Origin of the sequence: Pedobacter hartonius (genome assembly GCF_900107535.1) — a bacterium.
In the GTDB taxonomy this organism is placed as follows: Bacteria; Bacteroidota; Bacteroidia; order Sphingobacteriales; family Sphingobacteriaceae; genus Pedobacter; species Pedobacter hartonius.
In genome coordinates, this window is record NZ_FNRA01000005.1 from 284,912 (window position 1) to 309,277 (window position 24,366).

The following is a 24,366-nucleotide window of genomic DNA, read 5'->3' on the forward strand; positions in this document are numbered from 1 at the left end:
GGCTAATTGACAACTGTTAGGAAATTGTGCTCTGAAAATATAACGGGATGACTTATATTTACACCACACAAATCCTTTCTTAATGAGCGACGAATTAGATAATAACATAAACGAAGAGACAAAACATACCGTAATCCCCATCAACGGGCTTTACGAAAACTGGTTCCTCGATTATGCCTCTTATGTAATTTTAGACCGGGCAGTACCCCATATTAACGACGGCCTTAAACCTGTTCAGCGCAGAATTATGCACTCGCTGAAAGAGATGGATGACGGACGTTTTAATAAGGCCGCCAACGTCATCGGTAATACCATGAAGTACCACCCGCATGGTGATGCTTCAATTGGGGATGCCATGGTACAGATTGGACAAAAAGACCTGCTCATCGACTGTCAGGGTAACTGGGGAGATCCGGTTACAGGTGACAGTGCTGCGGCGCCACGTTATATCGAGGCCCGTTTGTCAAAGTTTGCAAATGAAGTGGTCTTCAATTCAGATACCACGATCTGGCAGCTGAGTTATGACGGCCGTAACAATGAACCCCTTACCTTACCTGTGAAGTTTCCACTGCTGCTTGCCCAGGGTGCTGAAGGTATTGCCGTAGGCCTGGCCACCAAGGTGATGCCGCATAATTTTATTGAACTGCTGGATGCCTCCATTGAGATCCTGCAGGGCAGCCGTCCCAATATCCTTCCCGATTTCTTTACCGGCGGTATGGCAGATTTTTCTGCATATAATGAAGGGATGCGCGGGGGTAAAGTCCGTGTACGCGCCAAGATTACGGAAAAGGACAAGAAGACCCTGGTCATCACAGAAATACCCTACAGTACAACTACCGGGTCTGTCATAGACAGCATCTTGTCTGCCAATGATAAGGGCAAGATCAAAATCAAAAAAATTGAAGACAATACCGCAGCGAACGTAGAGATCGTGATTCAGCTGGCACCAGGGATTTCGCCTGATGTGACCATTGACGCGCTGTATGCATTTACATCCTGCGAGGTATCGATCTCTCCGAATACCTGTATCATTAAAGATGATAAGCCCCAGTTTTTAAGTGTGAACGCTATTCTCATAGAGAATACGCAAAACACGAAGGACCTGCTTAAACAGGAACTGGAAATAAAACTGCATGAACTCCAGGAAAAAATATTCTTTAGTTCCTTACTGAAGATCTTTATCCAGGAGGGGATGTATAAAAATGCCGACTACGAGAACTCGAATAATTTTGAGATGGTAGTGAGCGTACTGAACAGGTTATTCACTCCTTTCAAGGAACAACTGTACCGGGAGATCCTGCCTGAGGATTTCAAGAAACTGATCGACAAACCAATGAGCAGCATCACCCGTTTTGATGTTAAAAAAGCGGATGACCAGATGAAGGCTCTGGCGGATGAGATCAAAGTGGTAAAAAACCACCTGAAACACCTTACCGATTATGCCATTGCCTGGTACCAGCGTTTGAAAGACAAATACGGAAAAGGCAGGGAACGTAAAACTGAGATCAGGCTGTTCGACAGGGTAGAGGCTTCAAAGGTTGCCCTGGCGAATGTGAAACTCTACCTGAACCGCGAGGACGGTTTTATCGGAACTGGACTCAAAAAGGACGAATTTGTTGCTGATTGTTCTGACCTGGATGAGATCATCGTCTTCAGGGAAGATGGTAAATGTATCATCACAAAGGTTGCCGATAAAACATTTGTCGGGAAGGGAATCATTTATGCGCATGTATTTAAAAAGAACGACGAACGCACCATCTACAACCTGATCTATAAAGACGGTGCCAGCGGTGTTTCCTATATCAAGCGTTTTGCTGTGATGGGGGTTACCCGTGACAAAGAATATGATTTAACAAAAGGCAGCAAGGGCTCCAGAATATTATACTTTACACCTAACCCTAATGGGGAGGCTGAAATCATTACGGTGATGCTCAAACCGCATACTAAACTGAAGAAATTGCAGTTTGATGCAGACTTTGCAGAGATCGCCATTAAGGGCAGGGCATCGCAGGGAAATATTGTTTCCAAATACCCGGTGAAAAGGATCCTGCTGAAAAGCAAAGGTGTTTCTACCTTATCAGGACTAAAGATATGGTATGATGACCTGCTGAGGAGACTGAATGTAGATGGCAGAGGTAAATACCTGGGCGAATTTGACGGTGACGATAAGATCCTGCAGGTTCACAAAGAAGGATGGTACGAACTGAGTTCTTTTGAACTGAGCAATCACTTTGATGCCGATCTGCTGCTGATCCAGAAGTTTGATCCGGAAAAAGCATTTGCTGTTGTTCAGTTTGAAGGGAAAGCTAAAAACTACTTTATCAAGCGTTTTGTGTTTGAACCTATCGCGATCGGCAAGAAACAGAGCCTGATCAGTGAGGAGACCGGATCGAAGTTTATCTACCTGACTAGTAACCCCGCAGCCATGCTTACGGCAGATGTGCTAAAAGGTAAAACCCAGATCCCTGAAACTATAGATATCGTGCTTTCAGAATTCATCGATGTGAAAGGCATCAGGGCTAACGGCAACCGCCTGACCCAGCACGATGTAAAGGAGATCAGGATCAGTAACCACGAAGAAATTGAACAGGGACCTGATGAAGATACAGGAGAGCTGGTGATGAATGAAAGTACGGAAGGACCTGTTTCCGGAGGAGGAGCTGAACCGGCTGAGACCGAAGACAGAGAAATAGCGAATGAGGAGGACTTCACAGCGGATAGTGATGCAGAAAACAGAGCAACCGGGGAGGTCGAATCAGGAGATACTGCTGATGTTGCTGAAACACGTTTTTCCGGAGCGGAAGCGGAAACTGAGGATACCGTTGCGGAAGACAGTATGTCAACCGAGACTTTGGTTGCAGACGGAATTATTGTAGAAAGGGCAATTGAAAAAGCTGAGCCTGCAGAGGATACTATTGAAGAGGTCCCTGCCGAAGAAGTTGTTCCCGCACCTGAAGCTCCTGTTGTAAAACCGGCTGCTAAACAAAAGAAATCTGAGGATGCCAAAAGTAAAGTGACGAAGGAAGCGAAACCAAAAAAAGATATTAAACTGGAGATCACCAATCCTGATGATGTGGATATTGATGATACAGGGCAGTTGGGTTTGTTCTAACTGAACAAGTTAGGCCATCGCTCCGCTGCCATGACAAATGAGATCCCGAAGATCGCAGAAGACAGGAAAAAATTCCAGTCCCATCTTTTGACCTTGAATATATTGATCAGGATAAAGGAAAAGATCAGGATGCTGATCACAATGATGATTTGCCCAAATTCCAGCCCCACATTGAAGGCGAATAGTTCTGCCACAATATTAGTGCTTCTGCCTAAGAGGCTATTCAGGTAATTGGAAAAACCAAGGCCATGGATGAGTCCAAAAAACAGAGCCAGGATATATTTAAGCTGCATTCCCTTGGGTTTGGACTTTCCTGCCAGAATGTTTGATGAAGCGGTGACGAGTATAGTTATGGGGATGAGGAACTCAATCAGGCCGGTATTGATGTGGATAAATTTGAAAACGCTTAAAGCCAGGGTGATACTATGGCCTACGGTAAATGCAGTAACCAGGATCAGCACCTTTCTCCAGTCGGATAACAAATAGGTTCCACAAAGAACCATAACAAAGAGGATATGATCATAGCCTTTCCAGTCTAAAATATGTTGCCAGCCTAATTCAAAATATAAATGGAAATCTTGCATTGCCCCCAAATTATTTAATTTTTATTGATTAACACAAGTTGCAGGGAAAAAATATTATTTATTAGTCCTGGTCTTAATATCTTCTAAATATTTTTTTGCCGTTTTAAGCGGTACGATAGTCTGCAAGTTAGGTCTTGTATCTGGCAATTTTCTTTTCCTGATCGTATCAGCAAATCGCACACTTCGTTATTGTGCAGCCCGTGTAATCTTTTGTTTTGCATTTTCATCAGAATATATTGTTTTTATCGGTAGCGTTTATTATTTTTTAATGCTCCTCTAGCTGCCTTCGGCGGTTTATAGGTTATGAAGTTATCATAAGCATATTCATTACTGTTTGTAAGCGGGTATGCTTATGATAGTTTCATTTAATTTTTTTGTTTAAATCTGAAACCATCTGAATTCAGGCTTTCAATATTCACATTTTCGTCCCCATGCATAAAGCTGAGATCAATGGTATAATTCCGGCAGTTAGCTTTCATTTCCATATCGCTGGTCCAGTCATAAGCTTTTAGCAATCTGTCTGAAATATAATCATCCAGATTGACGGTGAAGATCAGGCTGAAACTGAATACTGATTCTATTTTGAGGTAAGCAGAAAGGGGTTGGATACCTAACCCGTTCAGATATACGATCAGTTGTTAGGCTATTTGATTTGTTTGCAGCATGTTCGAACTGAACAGATTTTTCAGCTCTGCTTTCATCTCTTCATCTTTGGCCTTGTAACCGCGGTTATAGCTTTCGTTGATTAAGATTTCCACGTCTGAAAAGAAAATCCGGAGTTTGCTATCGTTTCTTCCCAATTTTCTGAATTTATTGATTCGCTTGTAATTTTCATGTCTGAAATGGTTAATTAATAATGAAGCAAATGTACTGCGAATAAATCTTAAAACAAGAATATTTTATCTAATTATTTAATTTAATCAAATTATTTGTTTAATTATTAACTATTTGTTTCTTTTAAACAATAGATCATCATTTTAAATATCTTTTTGCTTTTCCTGATGCCAGAAAAATCCTTAACCTGTACAGCTACAAAAGATGAGTAATTTCGCCATCTTTGAAGACCCGGTCAGGTATGTTTAAAACGATCAGGTAAACGATAATATTCATATATGAACTGGGAAAATTTACTGTCGGCTAAGCGCTGGGGAAATGAAGAGAGATTTGCAGGAAATCAGAAAGAAGCGCGTTCAGAGTTTCAGCGCGACTATGACAGGATCATCTTCTCCTCGCCATTCAGAAGATTACAGAACAAAACGCAGGTATTTCCTTTACCGGGAAGCATTTTTGTACATAACAGATTAACCCATAGCCTTGAAGTTGCCAGTGTAGGCCGCTCATTGGGAACTATATTTTACAACAGGATGAAGGCGGCAGACCCGGAAATTGATGAGCGCTGTCCGCTGCTGGTGGAAGTGGGTAATATCATCGCTTCAGCCTGCCTGGCACACGATCTCGGAAACCCGGCCTTCGGGCATTCCGGTGAATCGGCTATTTCCCATTATTTTACTACAGGTGACGGTAAGATCTACCAGGACCAGGTGAACAAAGCACAATGGCAGGACCTGATCAACTTTGAGGGCAATGCCAATGCTTTACGGATTCTGACCCATCCTTTTGCAGGAAAGGGTACCGGAGGTTTTGCACTGACCTATGCAACGCTGGCTTCCATTGCCAAGTATCCATGCGCATCCCCCGCTCAGGATAAGAAGAATATCTATACCAAAAAATACGGATTTTTTCAATCTGAACAAAGCGGATTTGAAAAGATAGCGATAGAAATGGACCTGATTAAAGTACAGGACGATCCTGTTGTCTATAAACGCCACCCATTGGTTTACCTGGTGGAGGCGGCAGATGATATCTGCTACAATATCATTGACCTTGAAGATGCACACCGTTTAAAGATCCTCTCTTACAAGGAAGTAGAAAGGCTGCTGTTACCGCTGTGTAACGATGCTAAACTTCCGGATCGCCTGGCAGGAATGGAGGATGACGATGCCAAGATCACGCTCATGCGTGCAAAATCTATCAGCACACTGATCGGCCAGTGTTCCAACGTGTTTTACCAGCAGCAGGATACCATACTGAAGGGCGATTTTAACCAGAGCCTGATGGACGCCATTGATGAACCTTTCCTGTCAACAATGAAAGAAATTGAAAGGATCTCTGTTAAGAAAATCTATAACTATTCATCTGTCGTACAGATAGAGGTTGCGGGTTACCAGGTGATGGGCGGTTTGCTGGAAGAGTTTATTCCTGCTTACCTGCAGAACGACTCAAAGTACCATAAAAAACTGGTGGAACTGATCCCGAAGCAATTCCTCACCAAAGAGACCGATGTATATACAAGAATTCAGTGTGTACTTGATTTTGTTTCAGGAATGACTGATATTTATGCCGTAGAACTTTTCAGAAAAATAAAGGGAATATCTTTTCCTTCTATGAGTTAAGCAAAATTGGTCATCATAAAAAATGCCCCCGGGACTGAGTTCTGGGGGCATTTGCAATAAGAACAACCTTTTTTAAGGTATATATTTTATACTATTGGTATTGAATGTAGATCGGGGCAGGTTTAAGTTTCATTAACTCTTCCGGCGTCATCATTCTGTGTGGTGCTTTTTTGATGTCGTTCTTATAGAATAATTTGAAGCCAGTAAACTGAACAGGTTCTCTCTGGATGAAATAACGGTAAGTACCGATTTTCAGATCAGGTTCTCCCCATCCGTCCATATGCATTACAATTTGTACTTCAGGATGTAACTTGATATTCTGGTAATTGGTTACCATCTTTTTTGTAAAACGGTGAACCGTAAATACTTTTGGAGGCAGTTTGTATTTTTTAACCAGGTTAACCAGGTACTGTGAACAGTAATTGATGTCTGCAGCATCGTAAGTGCCGATTTTTGTACCTGGTCTTGCACCACTTTTCATAGAGAACTCAGGGTCGATACCCAGATGTACCTGTGGCATCATCAGATATTTTTCTATTCTCGGCAGTTCGTCTTTGATATTACTTAAAGCAACCTGAAGATCGAGGAATACGATCCCGTTGTGCATTTTAGCAATGGCGATTACAGAATCAATCTGGTTGTTGCCCATGCGGTTGATATACTTTCCGTCTTTTCCGGGAGTACCACTGGCAACAGCTGCAATATAATGTACACCAGGCTGTACCGGCGTAGAAGGATCTACCTTCTCCCATTTCTTAACTTCTGCATTTAAGCGGCTCCACATTTCTTTCGGTGGATATTCACCCAGGGCACCCATTTTTTTGGAATGTAAATTTCCGTAATAAACTACGATCCTTTTAAAAGGCAGTATTGCGCCGGCAAGCGGGTAAGGCTGGTTTTTAACGGGCCATTTTCCGGTAGTGTCGCCATTGGCTATTTTTTTTAAAGCAGCGTTATATTTTGCAGTATCAATCGGATGGCGTGTAGTGTCAGCTGAAGTCACTTCGGTGGAGTCACCGGATGCATTTACAGATGTTTTTGTTTTATTGTCGCCTTTTTTGGAATCTGAAGAGCAATTTGCAAATAAGGCGATTGAGGTAAATGCAATAAGCAGTGTTCCTGCTAACTGAGGTATTTTCATAGATATATAGATGTTTATTGATTATGATGCATGATTAAATGAAGTACTTCTGATTTAGTTTTATGTATAGATTCAGTACAGTTATATGTCGGTTCTGCAAAACTACACATTCAGCTGACAAATCATTCTACAAGTATAACATTCTTAAAGTGATTCTGAATTATATTTATCATTTGTAAGTTATCTGCATCCCTGAACTGAATTTGTGTATGATTCATGTACAGGAGTATTATCTTTACACGTTATACCAACATTGAATCCAACTTATGAGGAAATATGCTGCAGCTATTATCGTTTTTTATATCATGTTTGCCTGGGCAGGCTGCAAGGAAGATACGACAAGATTTTTTCCGATTATGCCCTCAGCCGGAGATACTGTGGCCCTGGCTGGCCTTTACAGTAGGGAAAGGCCAGATAGCGCCTGGAAGAGTGTGTTTTTAGACTTTAGCAAAGAAGTCCAGACGGGAGTACTGCGGTCATCCTGGGACCTTGGTTTTTATTGTGCAAATGATACTTTCCGGGTAATCATCAACAGCTCTCTGGGTGCAGCTGCAGCCCAGACTGACAAGATAAATCTGAACAACATCACAGAGACGGATACTGCTCTCCTGGCGACCAGTAAAAAACTGGTATTGACGATAGATACAGGGAATGCCACTACTGTAGATCCCGTACAGGCAGATAAAGCCGCTTATCTTTCAGGTACAGTGATCAAGGAGATATCGGCCAACAGTTCTGCAAATAATGTATATATCATTAAACGCGGTGCAAATACAAACCTGAGATTCAGCAAATGGATAAAGGTTAAAATAAACCGCACGAACAATGGATATACCGTTACGTATGGTAATATGAATGATAACAACAATTTGTACACCACCTTAACGGTAACCAAAGATGCTTCCTATAACTGGCGTTATGTCTCCTTTTCAAGCAGAACCTCCAGTTACGAACCTGCAAAAACCTCCTGGGATATTTGCTGGGGTAGTAATACTTATGTGGCGATGAATGCTGATGGAACTTTAATCACCAATCCAAGCGGAACAGTTAGGGCCCAGCAGCAGCCTGATTTTGTACTGATCAATTTTATGGCAGGGGTGACTGCCTATGAGGTCATTCCGGGGAATGATGTGACGAAAATTTATGATAATTTTACAGAGGCTGATGCCTTGGCCATCCCGCAGGCATCATGGTCTGCAAAACGGGACGCAATCGGTGCAAAATGGAGGAGGCTCACTACTTTGGATGCGGGTGGATCACTGGATATCAATATCGACCGCTTTTACCTGGTGAAAGACGCCAAGGGAAATATCTACAGTGTGAGTTTTGCCGGTGGAGGATCCAGAGGCAATCAGATTGTCAGGTACAAACGCCTGCATGACGCAGAAACAACCATTAATTAAAATATAAACATGAGCTGTGCCTGTTTACAGGAACAGCTCATATTTAGTTTATACGATAAACTTATTGAACTTGCCGAATACGCCTAACGGTAATTTGATACCCGAGGTTGCCTGAAGATATAATTCTCCTGTTTCCAGGTTCTCTACCTGCGGAAAGGAGGTTTTGATCAGGTTTTCTACGATTACAGAAGAAAATCCCAGCGAATAGGTATTCAGGATCAGGAAGTGTTCTTTTTCATCCAGCAGCTGGACCACATCATGCATCATCTCCTGGATATGATCTTCCAGTTTCCATTTTTCACCGTTGGGGCCATGTCCAAAAGCCGGGGGGTCCAGGATGATGCCATTATACTTTTTACCGCGTTTCAATTCACGCTGTACAAACTTCAGGGCATCTTCCACTACCCATCTCACATCTTTCAGTTGTGACAGTTCCTGGTTCTCATTTGCCCAGTTTACTACCTGTTTGATCGAATCTACGTGTGTGGTGTCGGCGCCTGCGGCTTTTGCAATCAGGGATGCTGCACCGGTATAGGCAAAAAGGTTGAGCACCTTAGGGCTCGGGGTTTTGAATTTCTTAACGGAAGAAGAGATATAATCCCAATTCACTGCCTGTTCAGGAAATACGCCTACGTGTTTGAATGAGGTAAGGCCTAAACGCAGGCTGATCTTTACTTCATCATTCTGATAATCAACATTCCAGCGGTCGGGCAGTTGCTGCGTGCTCTTTACCCATTCTCCTGAGGTAGCAGAACGCCCCTTGAACCGGATATGGGTTCTTTTCTTCCACTCCTGGTCTGACAGTGTTTTTTTCCATACCGCCTGTGGCTCCGGTCTGGACAAAACGAGGTTGCCAAAGCGTTCCAGTTTTTCAAAATCACCACAGTCGATCAGCTCGTAATCTTTCCAGTGTGTGGGCGTTAATAGGCTTATCATAAATGTATTATTGTACTAATAGGGTTAAAAGTTTTTCTTTGCTGCCTTCATAAAGCGACTGGCAAAAACGAAATCATTCAGTTCTTCTATATCGGTATGGGCAATCTCTTTATTGGAACCTTCCCAGAACTTCTTGCCTTCGTGAAGGAAAAGGATATAATCACCAATGCCCATCACTGAGTTCATATCATGCGTCACCACAATCGTAGTGGTCTTGTATTCCTCAGTGATTTCCTTGATCAGCTCATCGATAACGATAGATGTTTTGGGATCAAGTCCTGAGTTGGGTTCATCGCAAAAAAGATATTTTGGATTCATCGCAATGGCACGGGCAATACCTACCCGTTTTTTCATCCCTCCTGAAAGTTCGGCAGGAAAGAGTTTATTCTTGCCTTCAAGGTTTACCCTTTCCAGGCAAAAATTGGCGCGCTCCTGTTTTTCCTTGAAAGACTGGTCTGTGAACATATTCAGTGGAAACATGATATTCTCTTCCACGGTCATTGAATCGAACAGGGCCGAGCCCTGGAACAGCATTCCGATCTCCTTACGGATTTCAATACGCTGTTCAAAATTCATCTCAGTAAATTCCCGTCCGTCATATTGTACACTCCCTTTTTCCGGAGTTTGCAGTCCTACCATACACTTTAATAAAGTGGTTTTTCCTGAGCCGGAACCGCCGATGATCAGATTGGTTACACCAGCTTCAAATTTGGCAGATATTCCTTTTAAAACAATATTGGAGCCGAAGGATTTTTCAATGTCTTTAATTTCGATCATAATAATAACTGGGTTACGATATAGTCACAGGCAAGAATACTGATACAGCTGACTACAACAGCTCTTGTACTTGCCTGCGCAACTTCCAAAGCACCGCCTTTCACATAGAAACCTTCATAGGCAGGAACAGTGGTGATGATAAAGCCGAATACAAATGCTTTAACCAGCGCAACAGTAATGGTATAAGGATTGAAATCAGTGGTGATCCCCTGGATATATTCAGCCGGGGAAACTGCTCCTGATAGTGTGCCGCCTAAAAATCCGCCGCCAATGCTCAGGAACATCGAGCAAATCACCAGTACAGGAACCATGGTGATGCCTGCAATCAGTTTTGGCAGGATCAGGTATCCGGGAGAATTGATCCCCATGATCTCCAGTGCATCGATCTGCTCACTGACCCGCATGGTGCCGATCTCAGAGGAGATGGCAGAGCCAATTTTACCGGCCAGCACAATGGCTGTAATGGTAGGGCTCAGTTCAAGGATACTTGAATCGCGGTTTACCGAACCGATAATTGTTTTGGGAATAAAATCACTCACCAGCTGAAAGGCGATCTGCAGAGTCATTACCGCACCAATAAAGGTGGAAATGATCGAGATTAAGCCCAGCGAACCAACGCCAACAAAGTTCATCTGCTGAAAAATGGCTTTCATGTATATCGAGATCTTTTCAGGTTTTCTGAAAACCGCTTTTAACAGTAACAGGTATTTGCCAAAATTGGTGAAGTTCATTCGGTGAGAAATTAGCTAGGGTATAATTACTACAATACTACAAAGAAACAATAAAAATTGTTGTGGCTTTCTTTATTTCTTAAAATATTCTGCTATTTAGGGTTGATGAATGCAATTAAAACTGCTGCAATAAAGGGAACAGGCGGGGCAACAGGGGGCAAAGGGGCTGTAGTTTCGGGCGTTTTTGAGCTTAAATATACGTATTATTGCGGCCGGTATTCTGGTGAAATGGTGCCTGAACAGCAACCCGGGCACATCTTTGAAAGCTGGTTTGGCGGCAGTAAAGAATTTAAGCAAAATGGTGGCTTTGTACTGTAACTAAACCGGCATTGCTTAGTCTTATTTATATATGACGGCAAGTTTACCTGAATACAACGTTAAAAATAACGCACAATATAGGAGAGAGATATATGGACAACAGATTATTAAGAAACGAGCACGACAAAGTAATTGCCGGCGTTTCATCGGGATTAGCAGCTTATATGGAGGTGGACGTGACGATCATCAGGTTACTGTTTGTCCTGTCTACTATATTTTTAGTAGGAACGGGAGTACTTGTTTATCTGGTGATGTGGATAGTGGTGCCGGTAAATAACGACCCTGCAGCAAAATTCTCCAGGTTCAATGATTATTTTAAACAGCAGCCACCTGCCTCAGGATTTCATACACCGCCATTTGGTGGCCCGGATCCATTTGTGAAAGAAGAGGCGCCTGAAACAAAAGCCACCCCAGGTACCGGACCCGGCTGGCGGGATCCGGTGGATTTTAAAACCCTGCCAAAAAATAATGGTACGGGCAGAACAGTAGGGGGTTTATTCCTGCTGGTGATTGGTTTGTACTTCCTGATGAATGAATTTGACATCATTCCTTACTGGTTCAGGCTGGGTAAATTATGGCCGCTGGTATTTGTTGCCATCGGGCTGAGCTTTATCCTGAAATCCAAACGGAAGAACAGCTGGGAAGAATGGAAACGTCAGCAGGAGGAAACGTTCGGACAGACAACGCAGAAAACGGAATATACAGAAAAGAAAGCTGCTGATTTTAACCAGGACCTGCCAAAGGACGAACCTAAAGATCAGTTGTAAGGCGGAGGATCTTAAGAAATAATATAAATAGGGAAGGGTCCGGCGGTATGGTAAAGAGATTCATCAGCCGGCTGAACCTGCCTGAACTTAAAAAATATAAGTTATGAAGCTTAATAGAGTAATGTGGGGCGTAATGCTACTGTTTGTAGGAATTGTCCTCTTGTTGGAGAACTTTAATGTCATTGAATTTTACTGGAGAAACGTCTGGAGTTTCTGGCCGGTGTTCCTCATCATCTCGGGGGTGAATATTCTGTTCAACCGCAATAAATCACAGATCGGAAATATGATCTGCCTGGGAGTACTGGTACTGATGCTTTGCGTGGTATTTTACAAAGGCCAGCAGCCGCCTGCCAATAAGTTCTGGATAGGCGATAAGTTCAGCAAAGACTTTGATATTGATATCGACGATGATAAAGACGGTACTGCAGATAAACTTTCTTTTGTGCAGCCGTTGCTTGCGGGCGACAGCGCTAAAAAGACGGTGCTGAATATCTCTGGCGGTGGTACTTCATTTAAACTGACCGGTGAATCAGATAGCCTGATCCAGGCTGAGGTGGAACGCAGATATGGCAATTTCATCCTGCAGCGCGAAAGTTCAGATTCGGTAACCACACTGACATTTAAGATGAAGAACAAACAGAACAAATGGTCGCTCGGTGACGGTGGAAATGATGTAGACCTGAAACTGAACAAAAAACCGGAATGGAACCTGAATTTAAACATGGGAGCGGGAGAAGTTGATCTTGATCTTTCGGATTATAAGCTGAGAACTTTCAGGTTCGACGGTGGAGCGGCATCGATTGATATCAAAGTTGGTACGCTGCTGCCGGTAACGGATGTAACAGTGAAAACCGGTGTGGCGGATGTGAAGATCAATATCCCTGAAGTGTCGGGATGCAGGATCAAAACCAAAACCGGGCTTTCTGCGAAAGACTTTCCGGACTTTATAAAAATTGACAATGGCAATTATGAAACCTCTAACTATAAAACAGCTGCCAAAAAGATTTTTATCAATCTGGACGGGGGATTGAGTAATTTTGAGGTGAACAGATATTAATACCCATTGGAGCATCAAGAACCTATTGCCTATACCGTTGTTGTCAACGGAAAGCCCGAAGGGCCCTATGATTTGGACAGCATCAAAAAAATGAATATCCTGCCGGGAACGTTTATGAGGACACCCGGCATGGACGATTATAAAGAAGCGCATGAGTTCCCTGAACTCCGTGCGCTTTTTGGTTTCAGCTATGAGCAGACGGCACCCCAGTATTTTGCGTCATTTGACCAGCGCTTGCTGGCGGCTGTGATCGACTATTTTGTGCTGATGCTGGTATACATCCTGCTGCTGCTGATTGGTTTTATGTTCATAGGGGATAAGGATCAGCGGATTATGACGGGTGTTTTACTGCTCCCTCTGATCCCTGTACTGAAATTTATCTATGGTATTTTTGCCGAGTGTTCTGCCAGGCAGGGAACGATCGGAAAGCGGCTGCTGAATATTAAGGTAACCGATATGGGGGGTAAAAGGCTCAGTTTTGGGATGGCAGTGACCAGAAATATGGCAAAGATCCTTTCGGTGCTTCCATTGTTTTTTGGGTACCTCTATATTTTTCTCAATAAAAAACAGCAGAGCTGGCACGATATTGCGGCAAATACTTTAGTTATTAAAGATCGATTGATTTAATCTTTATCTTTGCACCGCATGGAAAACGTATCAGTACAAAAGGATTTAGCCGGAGGATATTGCGACAACTTAAACCAGTATTCGAGGTTTTTAACGCGTGAAGTTTATATCGGCGATGTGCCGATGGGAGGTCTCAACCCTATCAGAATTCAGTCGATGACCACTACCGACACGATGGATACCCTGGCAACGGTGGAGCAGACCATCAGAATGGTGGAATCCGGATGCGAATATGTAAGGATCACTGCGCCGAGTATGAAGGAGGCAGAGAACCTGGCACAGATCAAAAAAGAACTGCGTTCCCGCGGTTATACAGTTCCATTGGTGGCTGATATTCATTTTACGCCCAATGCTGCCGAAGCCGCTGCCCGTATTGTGGAAAAGGTGCGGGTAAACCCGGGCAATTATGCTGATAAAAAACGTTTTGAAAATATAGAATATACGCAGCTTGCCTACCAGGCAGAGCTGGAACGTATTTATAAGAAGTTCTCGCCACTGGTAAAGATCTGTAAGGAATATGGTACTGCGATGCGTATTGGTACCAATCATGGTTCCCTGTCTGACAGGATCATGAGCCAGTATGGTGATACTCCGCGCGGAATGGTGGAATCTGCCATGGAATTCATGAGGATGTGCGAGGACATGAACTATTACAACCTGGTGATCTCTATGAAAGCCAGTAATACCCAGGTCATGGTACAGGCCTATCGCCTGCTGGTTGAAACCATGGTGAAAGAGGGCATGAACTATCCGCTGCACCTCGGCGTAACCGAGGCGGGTGACGGAGAGGATGGAAGGATTAAATCTGCAGTAGGGATTGGTACCCTGCTGGAAGACGGACTGGGGGATACGATCCGCGTTTCCCTGACTGAGGATCCTGAGTTTGAAGCTCCGGTGGCTAAGGCCCTGGCTGACCGTTATGCAAGACGAAGCGCTCCTGTTGCGGGAACTGAAAGGATAGCTGTAAAAGATCTTTCCTATAGCCCTTATGTATACAACCGGAGGGTTACACAGCCGGTGCAGCATATCGGCGGTCACCATCATCCGGTAGTGATGCTGGATGTTTCTGCAAAGAATTTAAAGGACCCTTATATTTTAATGGAAGCGGGCTACCAGTACAGTGCCGTTTTAGATAAATACAATATGGCAGATCAGGCATGCGACCTCGTATACTTGGGAGATGCCCTCCCGTCTTTTTCTTTTCCGGGAAATTTACGGCAGATCTATAATTATAACACCTGGCTGGGGCTGAAGGATAAAGCCAATTGTCATCCTTTGCTGAAACTGGAAGCCTATGCAGAATCGGAACAAAAAGATCCGTTCCTGAACCTGCTGAGTGTAAATGCAGGTGCTTATGATCCTTCTTTACTGCAGTCGCTGGATGAAACCGCGGTACTGGTGCTTGAAACCGGTGCAGAGCACGGGATGGCAGAACAGCGTGCGTTTTTTATCGCCCTGCTTGCAAATCATATCCAGGTTCCGGTGATCATCAAGCGCACTTATAAGGAGATCAGTGCCGATGACCTTACTTTATATGCGGCAACGGACCTCGGTGCTCTGCTGACAGATGGTTTTGGAGATGGCGTCTGGATAGATGCCCCTCAGACCGTTGCACTGTCAACCCTGAATGCCGTAAGCTTTATCATTCTGCAGGCCACCAGGACCAGGATCTCCAAAGCAGAATACATCTCCTGTCCGAGCTGTGGCAGAACATTGTTCGACCTGCAGGAAACAACCCAGCTGATCCGTTCAAGAACGGATCATTTGAAAGGTATCAAGATCGCTATCATGGGTTGTATTGTAAACGGACCGGGTGAAATGGCGGATGCCGACTACGGTTATGTAGGTGCCGGCCCCGATAAGATCACCTTGTACCGCAGTAAGGAAGTGGTGAAAAAGAACCTGAGTGCGGCTTTTGCCCTTGATGCCCTCATTGAACTGATCAAAGAAGACGGCAACTGGACAGAAGTAAAATAAAGATCATTCTTCTTTCAGAAAAGTCAGGCATCTTTCAAATACTTCCTGCAAATGAGGCAGAAGTTCTTTTTCCGTATAAGGGTGTGATGCGCCGTAAACATGATTTGCGCCATGGATCTTTTGCAGTTTGGCTTTTGGCTGTGCCTGTGCCAGCTGCTGGGCAATGCTGAAGGGTACATTGATATCGTCATCGCCGTGCAGGATCAGCCATGGGATCTGAACGGATGCTGCTGCAGAAAGAATGTTAAACTCATTTTTATGGTCAGTATAATCTTCCAGAAGGCTGCTGTTCAGGGGCATTTTTTCTTTCGTCCTTGCGTTTTCCACGAAAATACGTCCTGTATTTCTCCATTCTTCTTCCTGTTCTTTTTTCCACAGGGAACTGAAATCCGCTATGGATGACCAGGTAATGATCTTGCTAATGCGCTCATCGCCCGCTCCCCTGAGGATAACCAGTCCCCCTCCTTTACTGTGGCCTATTAAATAAATGGGCGCTAAAGGATAGGTATGGACAGCATAATTGATCGCGGTATCCAGATCTTTTAACTCCATACTGATGGTGTTGGATGCGAAAGCTTCAAGGTCGGTAACCTCATTGGGTGCCTGCTGGGTAACGCCATTGTGGCTGAAATTAAATTTTACATACCTGTAGCCTGCAGCTGCGAAACGTTCTGCAATGAGGTGATGTGCGCCCCAGTCTTTAAACCCTTTGAAACCATGCACAAATATAATGCTGGGTTGGTTGTTGAAAATGTCGTCATAGCTAACATCCCCGGTGATCGTTTGATCTCCGGCGCCCGACAAAATAAATTGCTCTTTCTTTATCATATCTGCTTTGTAAATGTCATTGTATATTAACAAACATCAGCGCTCCTTGTTTTTCTATATTTACTCAATTTAAAATCTTTCTAAATTAGTCTTAATTACAGCATAATGACAGACGATACTGGTGGTCTTGTTACTTTTGTTCGCATTAAAAAAATAATACCAGCACAACTTGGAATATTTAAAGATACTTGCTTTCACACACAAACAGATTGACCTGAAATCCTTAGGCAAACTTGTTATCTGCGAGCAGTCACTGGATGACAGGCTAAAGAATATTCAAAAGGAACTGGATGTTAAAGAGGTCTTTTATATTGGTACCTGTAATCGTGTAGAATTCGTTTTTACAACAGGCCGTGTAGTAGACCGCGAATTTATTCTGCGTTTTCTCACGGTACTGAATATGGGGTTACCGGAGGAGTATATGGATAAGTTCATTGAGAACGTTTCGGTATACGAACAGGTAGAGGCATTTAACCATTTGCTGCGGACTTCCTGCTCACTTGAAAGTCTGGTAGTTGGTGAAAAAGAAATCCTTGCCCAGGTGCGCAGAGCATATGAAGCCTGCCGCATGTCAGGATTCACCGCGGATTATATGCGGATGATTATGAACCGTGTAGTAAAAACAGCCAAAGAGGTATATACCCATACCAATATTTCTAAAAATCCGGTGTCTGTTGTTTCACTTGCTTACCGCAAGCTGCGCGACCTCACGATCACTGCCAACTCAAGGTTGCTGATCATCGGCGCAGGAGAAACCAACAAAAACTTAGCGCAGTATCTTAAAAAACATAAATATTCTAACTTCTCTATCTTCAACAGAACAGTAGCAAATGCGGAAAGTCTTGCAAAAGACCTCAACGGTATTGCCTATCCGCTGTCAGAACTGGAGAACTTTACCCGGGGTTTTGATGTGATCATTACCTGTACAGGTGCTACTGAACCTATCATTACAGAGGAAATCTACCGTAAGCTGCTCAATGGTGATACAGGTAAAAAGGTAATCGTTGACCTTGCCATACCAAATGATGTTGCCCCTTCGGTCATCAAAAATTTCCCTATTCATTATATTGAAGTGGAGTCTTTAAAGGAGATTGCCCGCAAGAATATCCAGGAACGCTATGACGAACTGGTGAATGCCGAACAGATCATCGACCAGAATATCAAAGAATTCGATCTCGATCTCCGCCAGCGCAAAATAGAAATTGCAATGAGTGAGGTTCCCCAAAAAATAAAAGCGATTAAAACTAAAGCGCTTGATATTGTTTTCGCCGATGAAATCAATTCGCTGGATGAAAATTCAAGACTGGTACTGGAACGTGTAATGGATTACATGGAAAAGAAATATATCAGCGTGCCGATGGTGATGGCAAAAGAGATCCTGGTGAACAATAGCTAAGATTAGTCACTGTAAATACATTATTTGTTTATTATTTAACACTATAAATCTTTTAGGTTAAATTTGGGCAAACCTAAATACGTGATATCTACAATAGCTAACCTCAAGAACTTATCAATTGACAGGCTTATGCAAGCTTCATCACCGTTAAAAATATATATACCTTGACGAAAAAACTTATTATCGGCACCAGGGGAAGTGACCTGGCATTATGGCAGGCGAATTTCACAAAAGACAAACTAGCTGAAATCGGCGTTGAATCTGAACTGAAGATCATTAAAACACAAGGCGATAAAATTTTCCTGAGGCTGGATAAGCTTGAAGGAAAAGGCTTTTTTACCAAAGAGCTGGAGGAAGGGCTGCTGGACGGGACAATTGATATTGCTGTCCACTCACACAAAGATCTGCCTACTGTCCATCCTGCCGGCTTAACCATTGCCGCTGTGTCTGAACGTGAAGATCCTTCTGAACTGTTACTGATCTTAAAGGACTGTGTCGATGTTACCCAAAAGCTTTCTCTGAAGACAGGTGCCCAGGTGGGTACTTCATCCAACAGGCGTAAAGCGCAGTTGCTGGCTATGCGCAGGGACTTGAATATTGAAGATCTCCGCGGGAATATCAATACGCGTATCCAGAAACTAAGAGATGAGAACTACGATGCGATTATGATCGCAAAAGCCGGAGTAGCCCGCTTAAATCTGGATCTCAGTGAATTTCATGTGGAGGTGATCGACCCTACCGAACTGGTACCCGCACCCGCACAGGGCGTTCTGGCTATTCAGATCCGGGAAAACGACCAGGAGCTGTTCGAATTGCTGCAGCAGATCAATGATGCTGATGTAGCGGCCTCTATCGCTGTGGAACGCAAAGTGCTTAATCTTTTTGAAGGCGGCTGTCATATGCCTTTAGGCTGTTATTGCAGAAAGGAAGACGGGCAGTTTGAAATCTGGACTTCCAAAGCTGCATCGGGAGATGATTTTCCGGACCGCATATTTTTGAGAGTAGACAGCCTCGAAGGAATAGCAGAAAAGATCGTTGCCAAATTTGATGCAGGCAGGAAATTGCCTTCCAAGGTTTTTATTTCCCGCGAGATCGGAGAGCATAGCTATTTCAGAAGGGCCCTTGAAAAAAATAATATTGAAATTGAAGGCAGATCGCTGATCCGTACTTTTCCGATTGTAAATGTCCTGGATCCGTTTTACCTTAAACATATCGACTGGATATTCTTCAGCAGCCGTAACGGAGTAGAGTATTTCTTTAACCTGAAACCTGCATTACCAAAACATGTAAAATTTGGTGTTGTAGGCAGAGGATCTGAAGATGCCCTGCGTAAGTTTGGCCACCTGGCTGATTTCGTTGGCGAAACAGGTGATATTACTGAAGTAGCAGAACAGTTTGCACCGCTGGTGAAGGGCGCTGCTGTTCTTTTTCCACGCGCACAGGACTCATTGCTGACAATCCAGAAATCATTAACCGCAGATACTAAAGTTGTGGATCTGCCCATCTATGAAACCGTAGTTGAAGAAGATATTGATCAGACGCATGCTGATATCCTGATCTTTACCAGTCCTTCTAATGTGGAGGCTTATTTTGCAGATAACCTGCTGGAGCCGGGACAAAAGGTAATTGCGATCGGGAATTCTACAGGAAAGAAATTTGATGAAATGGGTGTTCAGTACACGCTTCCATATTCTCCTGATGAAATTGGTCTTGCTGAAGCTGTATTTGGAATTGATATTAAATAATAAGAGAGGTTGATTATGTTACACCGTCCGCGTAGATTAAGAAAAAACCCGATAGTCAGAGAAATGATGGCTGAAACAAAGCTGTCAAAAGACATGTTTGTGTACCCGTACTTTGTAGTCCCCGGAAATGGGGTCAGGCATGCGATTGATTCCATGCCCGGCGTAAACCATTTTTCGCAGGATACCCTGATCAGGGATGTGGAGAAAGGTATGGAACTGGGTGTAAACAAGATCATGCTGTTCGGTGTGGGTGATGAAAAAAGTGAAGATGCACGCAGTGCGTACCACGACCATTCCCTGGTGCCGTCAGCTGTCCGTGAGCTGAAAAAACAATTTGGCGATGATCTGTACGTCGTTACCGATGTATGTGTATGCTCTTATACCACGCACGGCCATTGCGGTATCATGAAAAATGATTATGTGCAGAACGATGAAACCGTTGAACTGATTGCTAAAATGGGACTGGTGCATGCACAGGCAGGGGCAGATATGCTGGCTCCTTCGGATATGATGGACGGACGTATTGCTGCGATCAGGGAATTGCTCGATGCGCATACATATGTAAACACCGCAATTATGTCGCACGCCACGAAATTTGCTTCGGCTTATTACGGGCCTTTCCGTGAGGCGGCCGACTGTGCGCCGGGCAAAGGTGACAGAAAAGCCTACCAGATGGACTTTAGAAATCCTGATGAAGCACTCAGGGAGGCTTTGCTGGACGAGAACCAGGGTGCAGATGTGCTGATGGTGAAACCGGCACTGGCTTATCTCGATATTATGCATAACCTGAAACAACAGGCTAACCTGCCTATCGCCTGTTACAATGTATCGGGAGAATATGCAATGGTGAAAGCCGCGGCAGAAAGAGGCTGGATTGATGAGCAGAAAGTAGTAATGGAAACAATGTATGCTTTTGCACGTGCAGGAGCAAGTATTATCACAACCTATCATATCAGGGATATGGTAGAAAAGAACTGGATATAATATGTTAGAGTCGTTAAAAAAAATGTTTGCTGGTAATGAGGGAGATCTGCCGGTTAATCCCGGAAGCAAGCCGGATATTTCAAGAGAGAAGTCGGCAGAGCTTTATGAGAAGGCAAAAACATATTTTCCTGGTGGGGTAAACTCACCTGTAAGAGCTTTTAAATCAGTTTATGGTACACCTTTGTTTATTCAAAAAGGTGACGGTTGTTTCGTGTGGGATGCCGATGGCAATCAGTTTATCGATTTTTGTGGTAGCTGGGGCCCGCTGATCCTGGGGCATAATCCTCAGAAGGTCAGAGAGAAAGTAACTGAAGTCATGCAGAACGGAATGAGTTTCGGGGCACCTACAGCACTTGAAAATGAACTTGCCGAGCTCATTATAAAAAATAATAAACATGTAGAGAAGATCCGTTTTACCAGTTCCGGTACCGAAGCGGTAATGTCTGCTATACGGTTGGCAAGGGGATATACAAGCCGTGACAAGATTCTGAAATTTGAAGGCTGTTACCATGGCCATAGTGATTCACTACTGGTGAAAGCCGGTTCGGGCCTGGTTACCTTTGGTGAAACCTCTTCGCTTGGCGTACCAAAGTCATTCGCTGAGGAAACCATTGTTGTTCCTTTGAACGACCGGGAAGCTTTAACGCAGGCATTCGGACAATTTAAGGATCAGATTGCTGCGGTGATCATTGAAGGTGTTCCTGCGAATAACGGATTACTGATCCAGGATGCCGAATATATCGAATTCCTGCAGCAGATTTGTAAAGACAATGGCAGCCTGCTGATCTTTGATGAGGTAATTACCGGCTTCAGGCTGGGATTTGAAGGGGCTGCCGGCCACTACGGTGCTAAACCTGATATCGTTACTTATGGAAAGATCCTTGGGGGTGGTTTACCCGTAGGTATGTACGGAGCGTCAGCCGAGATCATGGGACATATTTCTCCTGACGGAGGAGTTTACCAGGCAGGCACGTTATCTGGTAATCCAGTGGCTATGGCAGCAGGTATTGCCCAGTTAACAGAATTGCTCCGTTCAGGTTTTTACAAGGAGCTGAACAACAAGGCCGCTGAGTTTGTAGATGGCATCCAGCGTTTCGCTACGGCCAGGAATTATAAGTTTAAGGTGTTTAACATCGGGTCTATCTTCTGGTTTGCCTTTACGGATAGAGATAAGATCCAGTGTGCTGATGATATTGACCCGGCAAGTATGGAGAAATTTAAGGTCATGCACCGCGAGTTACTGAACCGGGGGATCTATTTAGGCCCTTCGGGTTATGAGGTGGGTTTTGTATCTGCCGCGCATAGCAAAATTGAGCTGGAGAAGGCTAAAAGGGCGATCCTGGAAGCGCTGGATATTGTTTTTAGGAATAAGTAAATTAATACTATATTTAAACAGTTTAATCAAGGCTTTGAAGAAATCAATCATCATATTTTATTTCATGTTGCTGTATTCGCTGGTACAGCTGATCTCCTGGGGAACACTCGTTGTTAAGCTCCAGCCTTCCAGAATGGCTATGGTCATGGGGGAGGGATCTGTGTTTTTATTTCTGCTTTGTGTGGGGGCATTTTTCCTGCACCAGTCGATCAAAAAAGAAGATAAATTACGTGAACAACAACAAAACTTCCTTTTATCTGTTACCCATGAGCTAAAGTCACCTCTGGCAGCCATTAAATTGTCATTGCAGACGATCGTGAAGCGGGATCTGGATAAAGCGCGCCAGACCTCATTGTTGAGTAACTCGCTGAAAGATATTGAACGTTTGGATGACCTGGTGGAGAATATGCTGCTGGCGACGAAGATTGAAAACCGTTCTTATTCTTTTCCACAGGAAGAGTTTGACTTTTCTGAAATGGTTTCCAAGATCACTGACAGGCTGCAGATCCATTCCTGCGGATGTGAGCAGATCATTAATCCAACGATCCAGCCAAAGGTGAAGATCACCGGAGATCCTTTTACGCTTTCATCTGTGGTGACCAACCTGGTTGAAAATGCAGTTAAATATTCAGGCCCCTGTGCTGAAGTCAGTGTAGAACTTGAAATGCAGAACGGACATCCCTTTTTAAGGGTATCTGATACAGGCCCCGGTATTCCGGATGCGGAAAAAATGCTCATATTTGATAAGTTTTACCGTGTGGGTGAAGAAAATACGCGAAAGGCGAAGGGAACGGGATTAGGCCTGTTCATTGTGAAAGAAGTGCTGCAAAGACACGATGCAGATATCAGTGTTAAAGACAATGTACCTCAGGGTACGATTTTTGAAATCACATTTAGTTGACCATTATGCAACAGAAATTAAGAATATTGTTGGTCGAAGATGAAGACCATTTATTAGATGCAATAAAATTAAATCTTGAACTGGAGGGATATAAGGTCCATGCGGTAAAAGACGGTAAAACAGCTTTGAAAATTTTTAAGGAAGAACGTTTTAACCTGATCATCCTGGATGTAATGCTTCCCGAAATGGACGGCTTCCAGGTTTGTGAAACTATACGTTTGGAAAATACAGAAGTCCCTATCTTATTTCTGACTGCCAAGAATACGAGTGAAGACCGCGTAATGGGTCTTAAAAAAGGTGCAGATGATTACCTGGTTAAGCCGTTTAACCTCGAAGAACTGATCCTGAGGGTTGGTATCCTGGTGAAACGCAGCATGAAATCTGACGACCTGAAAGAACTGAATTCTTATAAGATCGGCGAAAAAACTATCTATTTCAACTCTTTTGAACTGAAACAGGATGATGGCGTTATTGTTCCCCTGACCAAAAAGGAAACGATGTTGCTGAAACTGCTGATCGAGAGAAAGAATGAAGCTGTTTCAAGGGAGCAGATCCTGGAAACTGTATGGAATTATGACGTTTATCCTTCTACACGTACGATTGATAACTTTATCCTTACGTTCCGTAAATACTTTGAGCCAGATCAGAAAAATCCGGTATATTTTCACTCTATCAGGGGTGTAGGTTATAAATTCACGGATATTCATAACTAATGTTTAGTGCAAACGGCAGGTATGCCCTGATGGCAATTTTTGCTGTCGCAGCGGGAGTATGCCTTTTTTATGATGAGCATCAGATGGCAGCTGTTGCCGGGCTGATGTTTGCCTTTGTTCTCTGGAGCCACTTTAAAAGCAGCTCTATCCTGATGGCCTCCAAATATTTTAAAAACGGCAATTACGAAAGGGCCTATAAATTATTAAAGGAGGTGCCGAACCCGGACAGGCTGGCAAGGAACAGGCGTGGGTACTATGAGTTTATGATGGGCAATATCTCGCTTAAAAACGGAGATTACCAGGCCGCTGAATATCACTTTCAGATTTCCAGCCGTTTCCCACTGGGAACGAAGAATGATAAATCATTTGTTTTGATCCACCTTGCCAATCTTGCACTGCGCAAGAAGGACAGCGCAAGGGCATTGGCCTATGCAGAAAAGGCAAAGGAACTTGCCGGTACGGAACGTACAAATGAAATTATCAGTAAAATAATAAAAGAGGCGAATAGCCTGGCATAAAAAACACACACAACACTTACCAA

22 protein-coding genes are annotated in these 24,366 nt (G+C 43.6%); 15 read left to right on the top strand and 7 right to left on the bottom strand.

From position 1 onward, the window contains the following. Positions 1-82: 82 nt before the first annotated feature. Positions 83-3,112, top strand: coding sequence for a DNA gyrase/topoisomerase IV subunit A (locus tag BLW16_RS11565; RefSeq protein ID WP_090556738.1), 3,030 nt, complete (start codon positions 83-85; stop codon positions 3,110-3,112). Here BLW16_RS11565 and BLW16_RS11570 read toward each other — a convergent pair. Further along, positions 3,109-3,696, bottom strand: a complete 588-nt coding sequence (locus BLW16_RS11570) for a HupE/UreJ family protein (protein WP_090556739.1) — start codon at positions 3,694-3,696, stop codon at positions 3,109-3,111. The two genes, BLW16_RS11565 and BLW16_RS11570, sit on opposite strands and share 4 nt — an antisense overlap. Positions 3,697-4,334: 638 nt before the next feature. Next, entirely contained in the window at positions 4,335-4,496 is a 162-nt protein-coding gene (locus BLW16_RS23255) for a hypothetical protein (protein WP_175470557.1), read from the bottom strand. A 312-nt stretch (positions 4,497-4,808) separates the two neighbouring features. Here BLW16_RS23255 and BLW16_RS11575 point away from each other — a divergent pair, with 312 nt between their 5' ends. Then, positions 4,809-6,149, top strand: a complete 1,341-nt coding sequence (locus BLW16_RS11575) for a deoxyguanosinetriphosphate triphosphohydrolase (protein ID WP_090556740.1) — start codon at positions 4,809-4,811, stop codon at positions 6,147-6,149. A 91-nt stretch (positions 6,150-6,240) separates the two neighbouring features. On the opposite strand, the gene BLW16_RS11580 is transcribed toward BLW16_RS11575, so the two are convergent. Beyond that, entirely contained in the window at positions 6,241-7,290 is a 1,050-nt protein-coding gene (locus BLW16_RS11580) for a hypothetical protein (RefSeq protein ID WP_090556741.1), read from the bottom strand. 266 nt (positions 7,291-7,556) lie between these two features. Here BLW16_RS11580 and BLW16_RS11585 point away from each other — a divergent pair, with 266 nt between their 5' ends. Continuing rightward, entirely contained in the window at positions 7,557-8,693 is a 1,137-nt protein-coding gene (locus tag BLW16_RS11585; protein ID WP_090556742.1) for an HmuY family protein, read from the top strand. Between the two features lie 48 nt (positions 8,694-8,741). Here the strand turns inward: BLW16_RS11585 and BLW16_RS11590 are convergent, their stop codons facing one another. From BLW16_RS11590 to BLW16_RS11600, 3 genes are read right to left on the bottom strand one after another with little or no spacing between them, the layout of a single operon-like run. Beyond that, positions 8,742-9,629 carry an RsmD family RNA methyltransferase gene (locus tag BLW16_RS11590; protein ID WP_090556743.1) on the bottom strand — a complete coding sequence of 296 codons (888 nt, stop codon included), beginning with the start codon at positions 9,627-9,629 and terminating at the stop codon, positions 8,742-8,744. Positions 9,630-9,653: 24 nt separating this feature from the next. Continuing rightward, positions 9,654-10,406, bottom strand: a complete 753-nt coding sequence (locus BLW16_RS11595; protein ID WP_090556744.1) for an ABC transporter ATP-binding protein — start codon at positions 10,404-10,406, stop codon at positions 9,654-9,656. After that, complete coding sequence (locus tag BLW16_RS11600) at positions 10,403-11,137, bottom strand: MlaE family ABC transporter permease (protein ID WP_090556745.1); 735 nt, start codon at positions 11,135-11,137, stop codon at positions 10,403-10,405. The genes BLW16_RS11595 and BLW16_RS11600 overlap by 4 nt, the downstream gene beginning before the upstream one ends. 105 nt (positions 11,138-11,242) lie before the next feature. Here BLW16_RS11600 and BLW16_RS11605 point away from each other — a divergent pair, with 105 nt between their 5' ends. From BLW16_RS11605 to ispG, 5 genes are all read left to right on the top strand, one after another. Further along, complete coding sequence (locus BLW16_RS11605; protein WP_090556746.1) at positions 11,243-11,455, top strand: hypothetical protein; 213 nt, start codon at positions 11,243-11,245, stop codon at positions 11,453-11,455. Between the two features lie 92 nt (positions 11,456-11,547). Continuing rightward, positions 11,548-12,222, top strand: a complete 675-nt coding sequence (locus tag BLW16_RS11610) for a PspC domain-containing protein (RefSeq protein WP_090556747.1) — start codon at positions 11,548-11,550, stop codon at positions 12,220-12,222. Positions 12,223-12,325: 103 nt separating this feature from the next. Further along, entirely contained in the window at positions 12,326-13,279 is a 954-nt protein-coding gene (locus tag BLW16_RS11615) for a LiaF transmembrane domain-containing protein (protein WP_090556748.1), read from the top strand. A gap of 6 nt (positions 13,280-13,285) precedes the next feature. After that, a complete protein-coding gene (locus tag BLW16_RS11620) occupies positions 13,286-13,906 on the top strand; it encodes an RDD family protein (RefSeq protein WP_245735240.1) in 621 nt (206 codons plus the stop codon). Between the two features lie 18 nt (positions 13,907-13,924). Beyond that, complete coding sequence (ispG, locus tag BLW16_RS11625; RefSeq protein WP_090556749.1) at positions 13,925-15,883, top strand: (E)-4-hydroxy-3-methylbut-2-enyl-diphosphate synthase; 1,959 nt, start codon at positions 13,925-13,927, stop codon at positions 15,881-15,883. Between the two features lie 3 nt (positions 15,884-15,886). Here ispG and BLW16_RS11630 read toward each other — a convergent pair whose 3' ends face one another. After that, positions 15,887-16,711, bottom strand: a complete 825-nt coding sequence (locus tag BLW16_RS11630) for an alpha/beta hydrolase family protein (RefSeq protein WP_090556750.1) — start codon at positions 16,709-16,711, stop codon at positions 15,887-15,889. 169 nt (positions 16,712-16,880) lie between these two features. On the opposite strand from BLW16_RS11630, the gene hemA reads away from it, so the two are divergent. The 7 genes from hemA to BLW16_RS11665 all read left to right on the top strand — a co-directional run bounded on the left by hemA (position 16,881) and on the right by BLW16_RS11665 (position 24,343). After that, the gene (gene hemA / locus BLW16_RS11635; RefSeq protein WP_090556751.1) at positions 16,881-18,107 is read left to right on the top strand and encodes a glutamyl-tRNA reductase; all 1,227 of its coding nucleotides are present in this window, start codon (positions 16,881-16,883) and stop codon (positions 18,105-18,107) included. Between the two features lie 164 nt (positions 18,108-18,271). Beyond that, complete coding sequence (hemC, locus tag BLW16_RS11640; RefSeq protein WP_090556752.1) at positions 18,272-19,852, top strand: hydroxymethylbilane synthase; 1,581 nt, start codon at positions 18,272-18,274, stop codon at positions 19,850-19,852. 15 nt (positions 19,853-19,867) lie between these two features. Then, positions 19,868-20,836, top strand: coding sequence for a porphobilinogen synthase (gene hemB / locus BLW16_RS11645; protein ID WP_175470558.1), 969 nt, complete (start codon positions 19,868-19,870; stop codon positions 20,834-20,836). Between the two features lies 1 nt (position 20,837). Further along, positions 20,838-22,211, top strand: a complete 1,374-nt coding sequence (gene hemL, locus BLW16_RS11650) for a glutamate-1-semialdehyde 2,1-aminomutase (protein WP_090556754.1) — start codon at positions 20,838-20,840, stop codon at positions 22,209-22,211. A 34-nt stretch (positions 22,212-22,245) separates the two neighbouring features. After that, positions 22,246-23,112, top strand: coding sequence for a sensor histidine kinase (locus tag BLW16_RS11655; protein ID WP_090556755.1), 867 nt, complete (start codon positions 22,246-22,248; stop codon positions 23,110-23,112). 5 nt (positions 23,113-23,117) lie between these two features. After that, positions 23,118-23,825: a response regulator transcription factor gene (locus BLW16_RS11660; protein ID WP_041887337.1), complete on the top strand. Its 708-nt coding sequence runs from the start codon at positions 23,118-23,120 to the stop codon at positions 23,823-23,825. Then, positions 23,825-24,343 carry a tetratricopeptide repeat protein gene (locus BLW16_RS11665; RefSeq protein WP_090556756.1) on the top strand — a complete coding sequence of 173 codons (519 nt, stop codon included), beginning with the start codon at positions 23,825-23,827 and terminating at the stop codon, positions 24,341-24,343. The genes BLW16_RS11660 and BLW16_RS11665 overlap by 1 nt, the downstream gene beginning before the upstream one ends. The last annotated feature ends 23 nt before the right edge of the window (positions 24,344-24,366 follow it).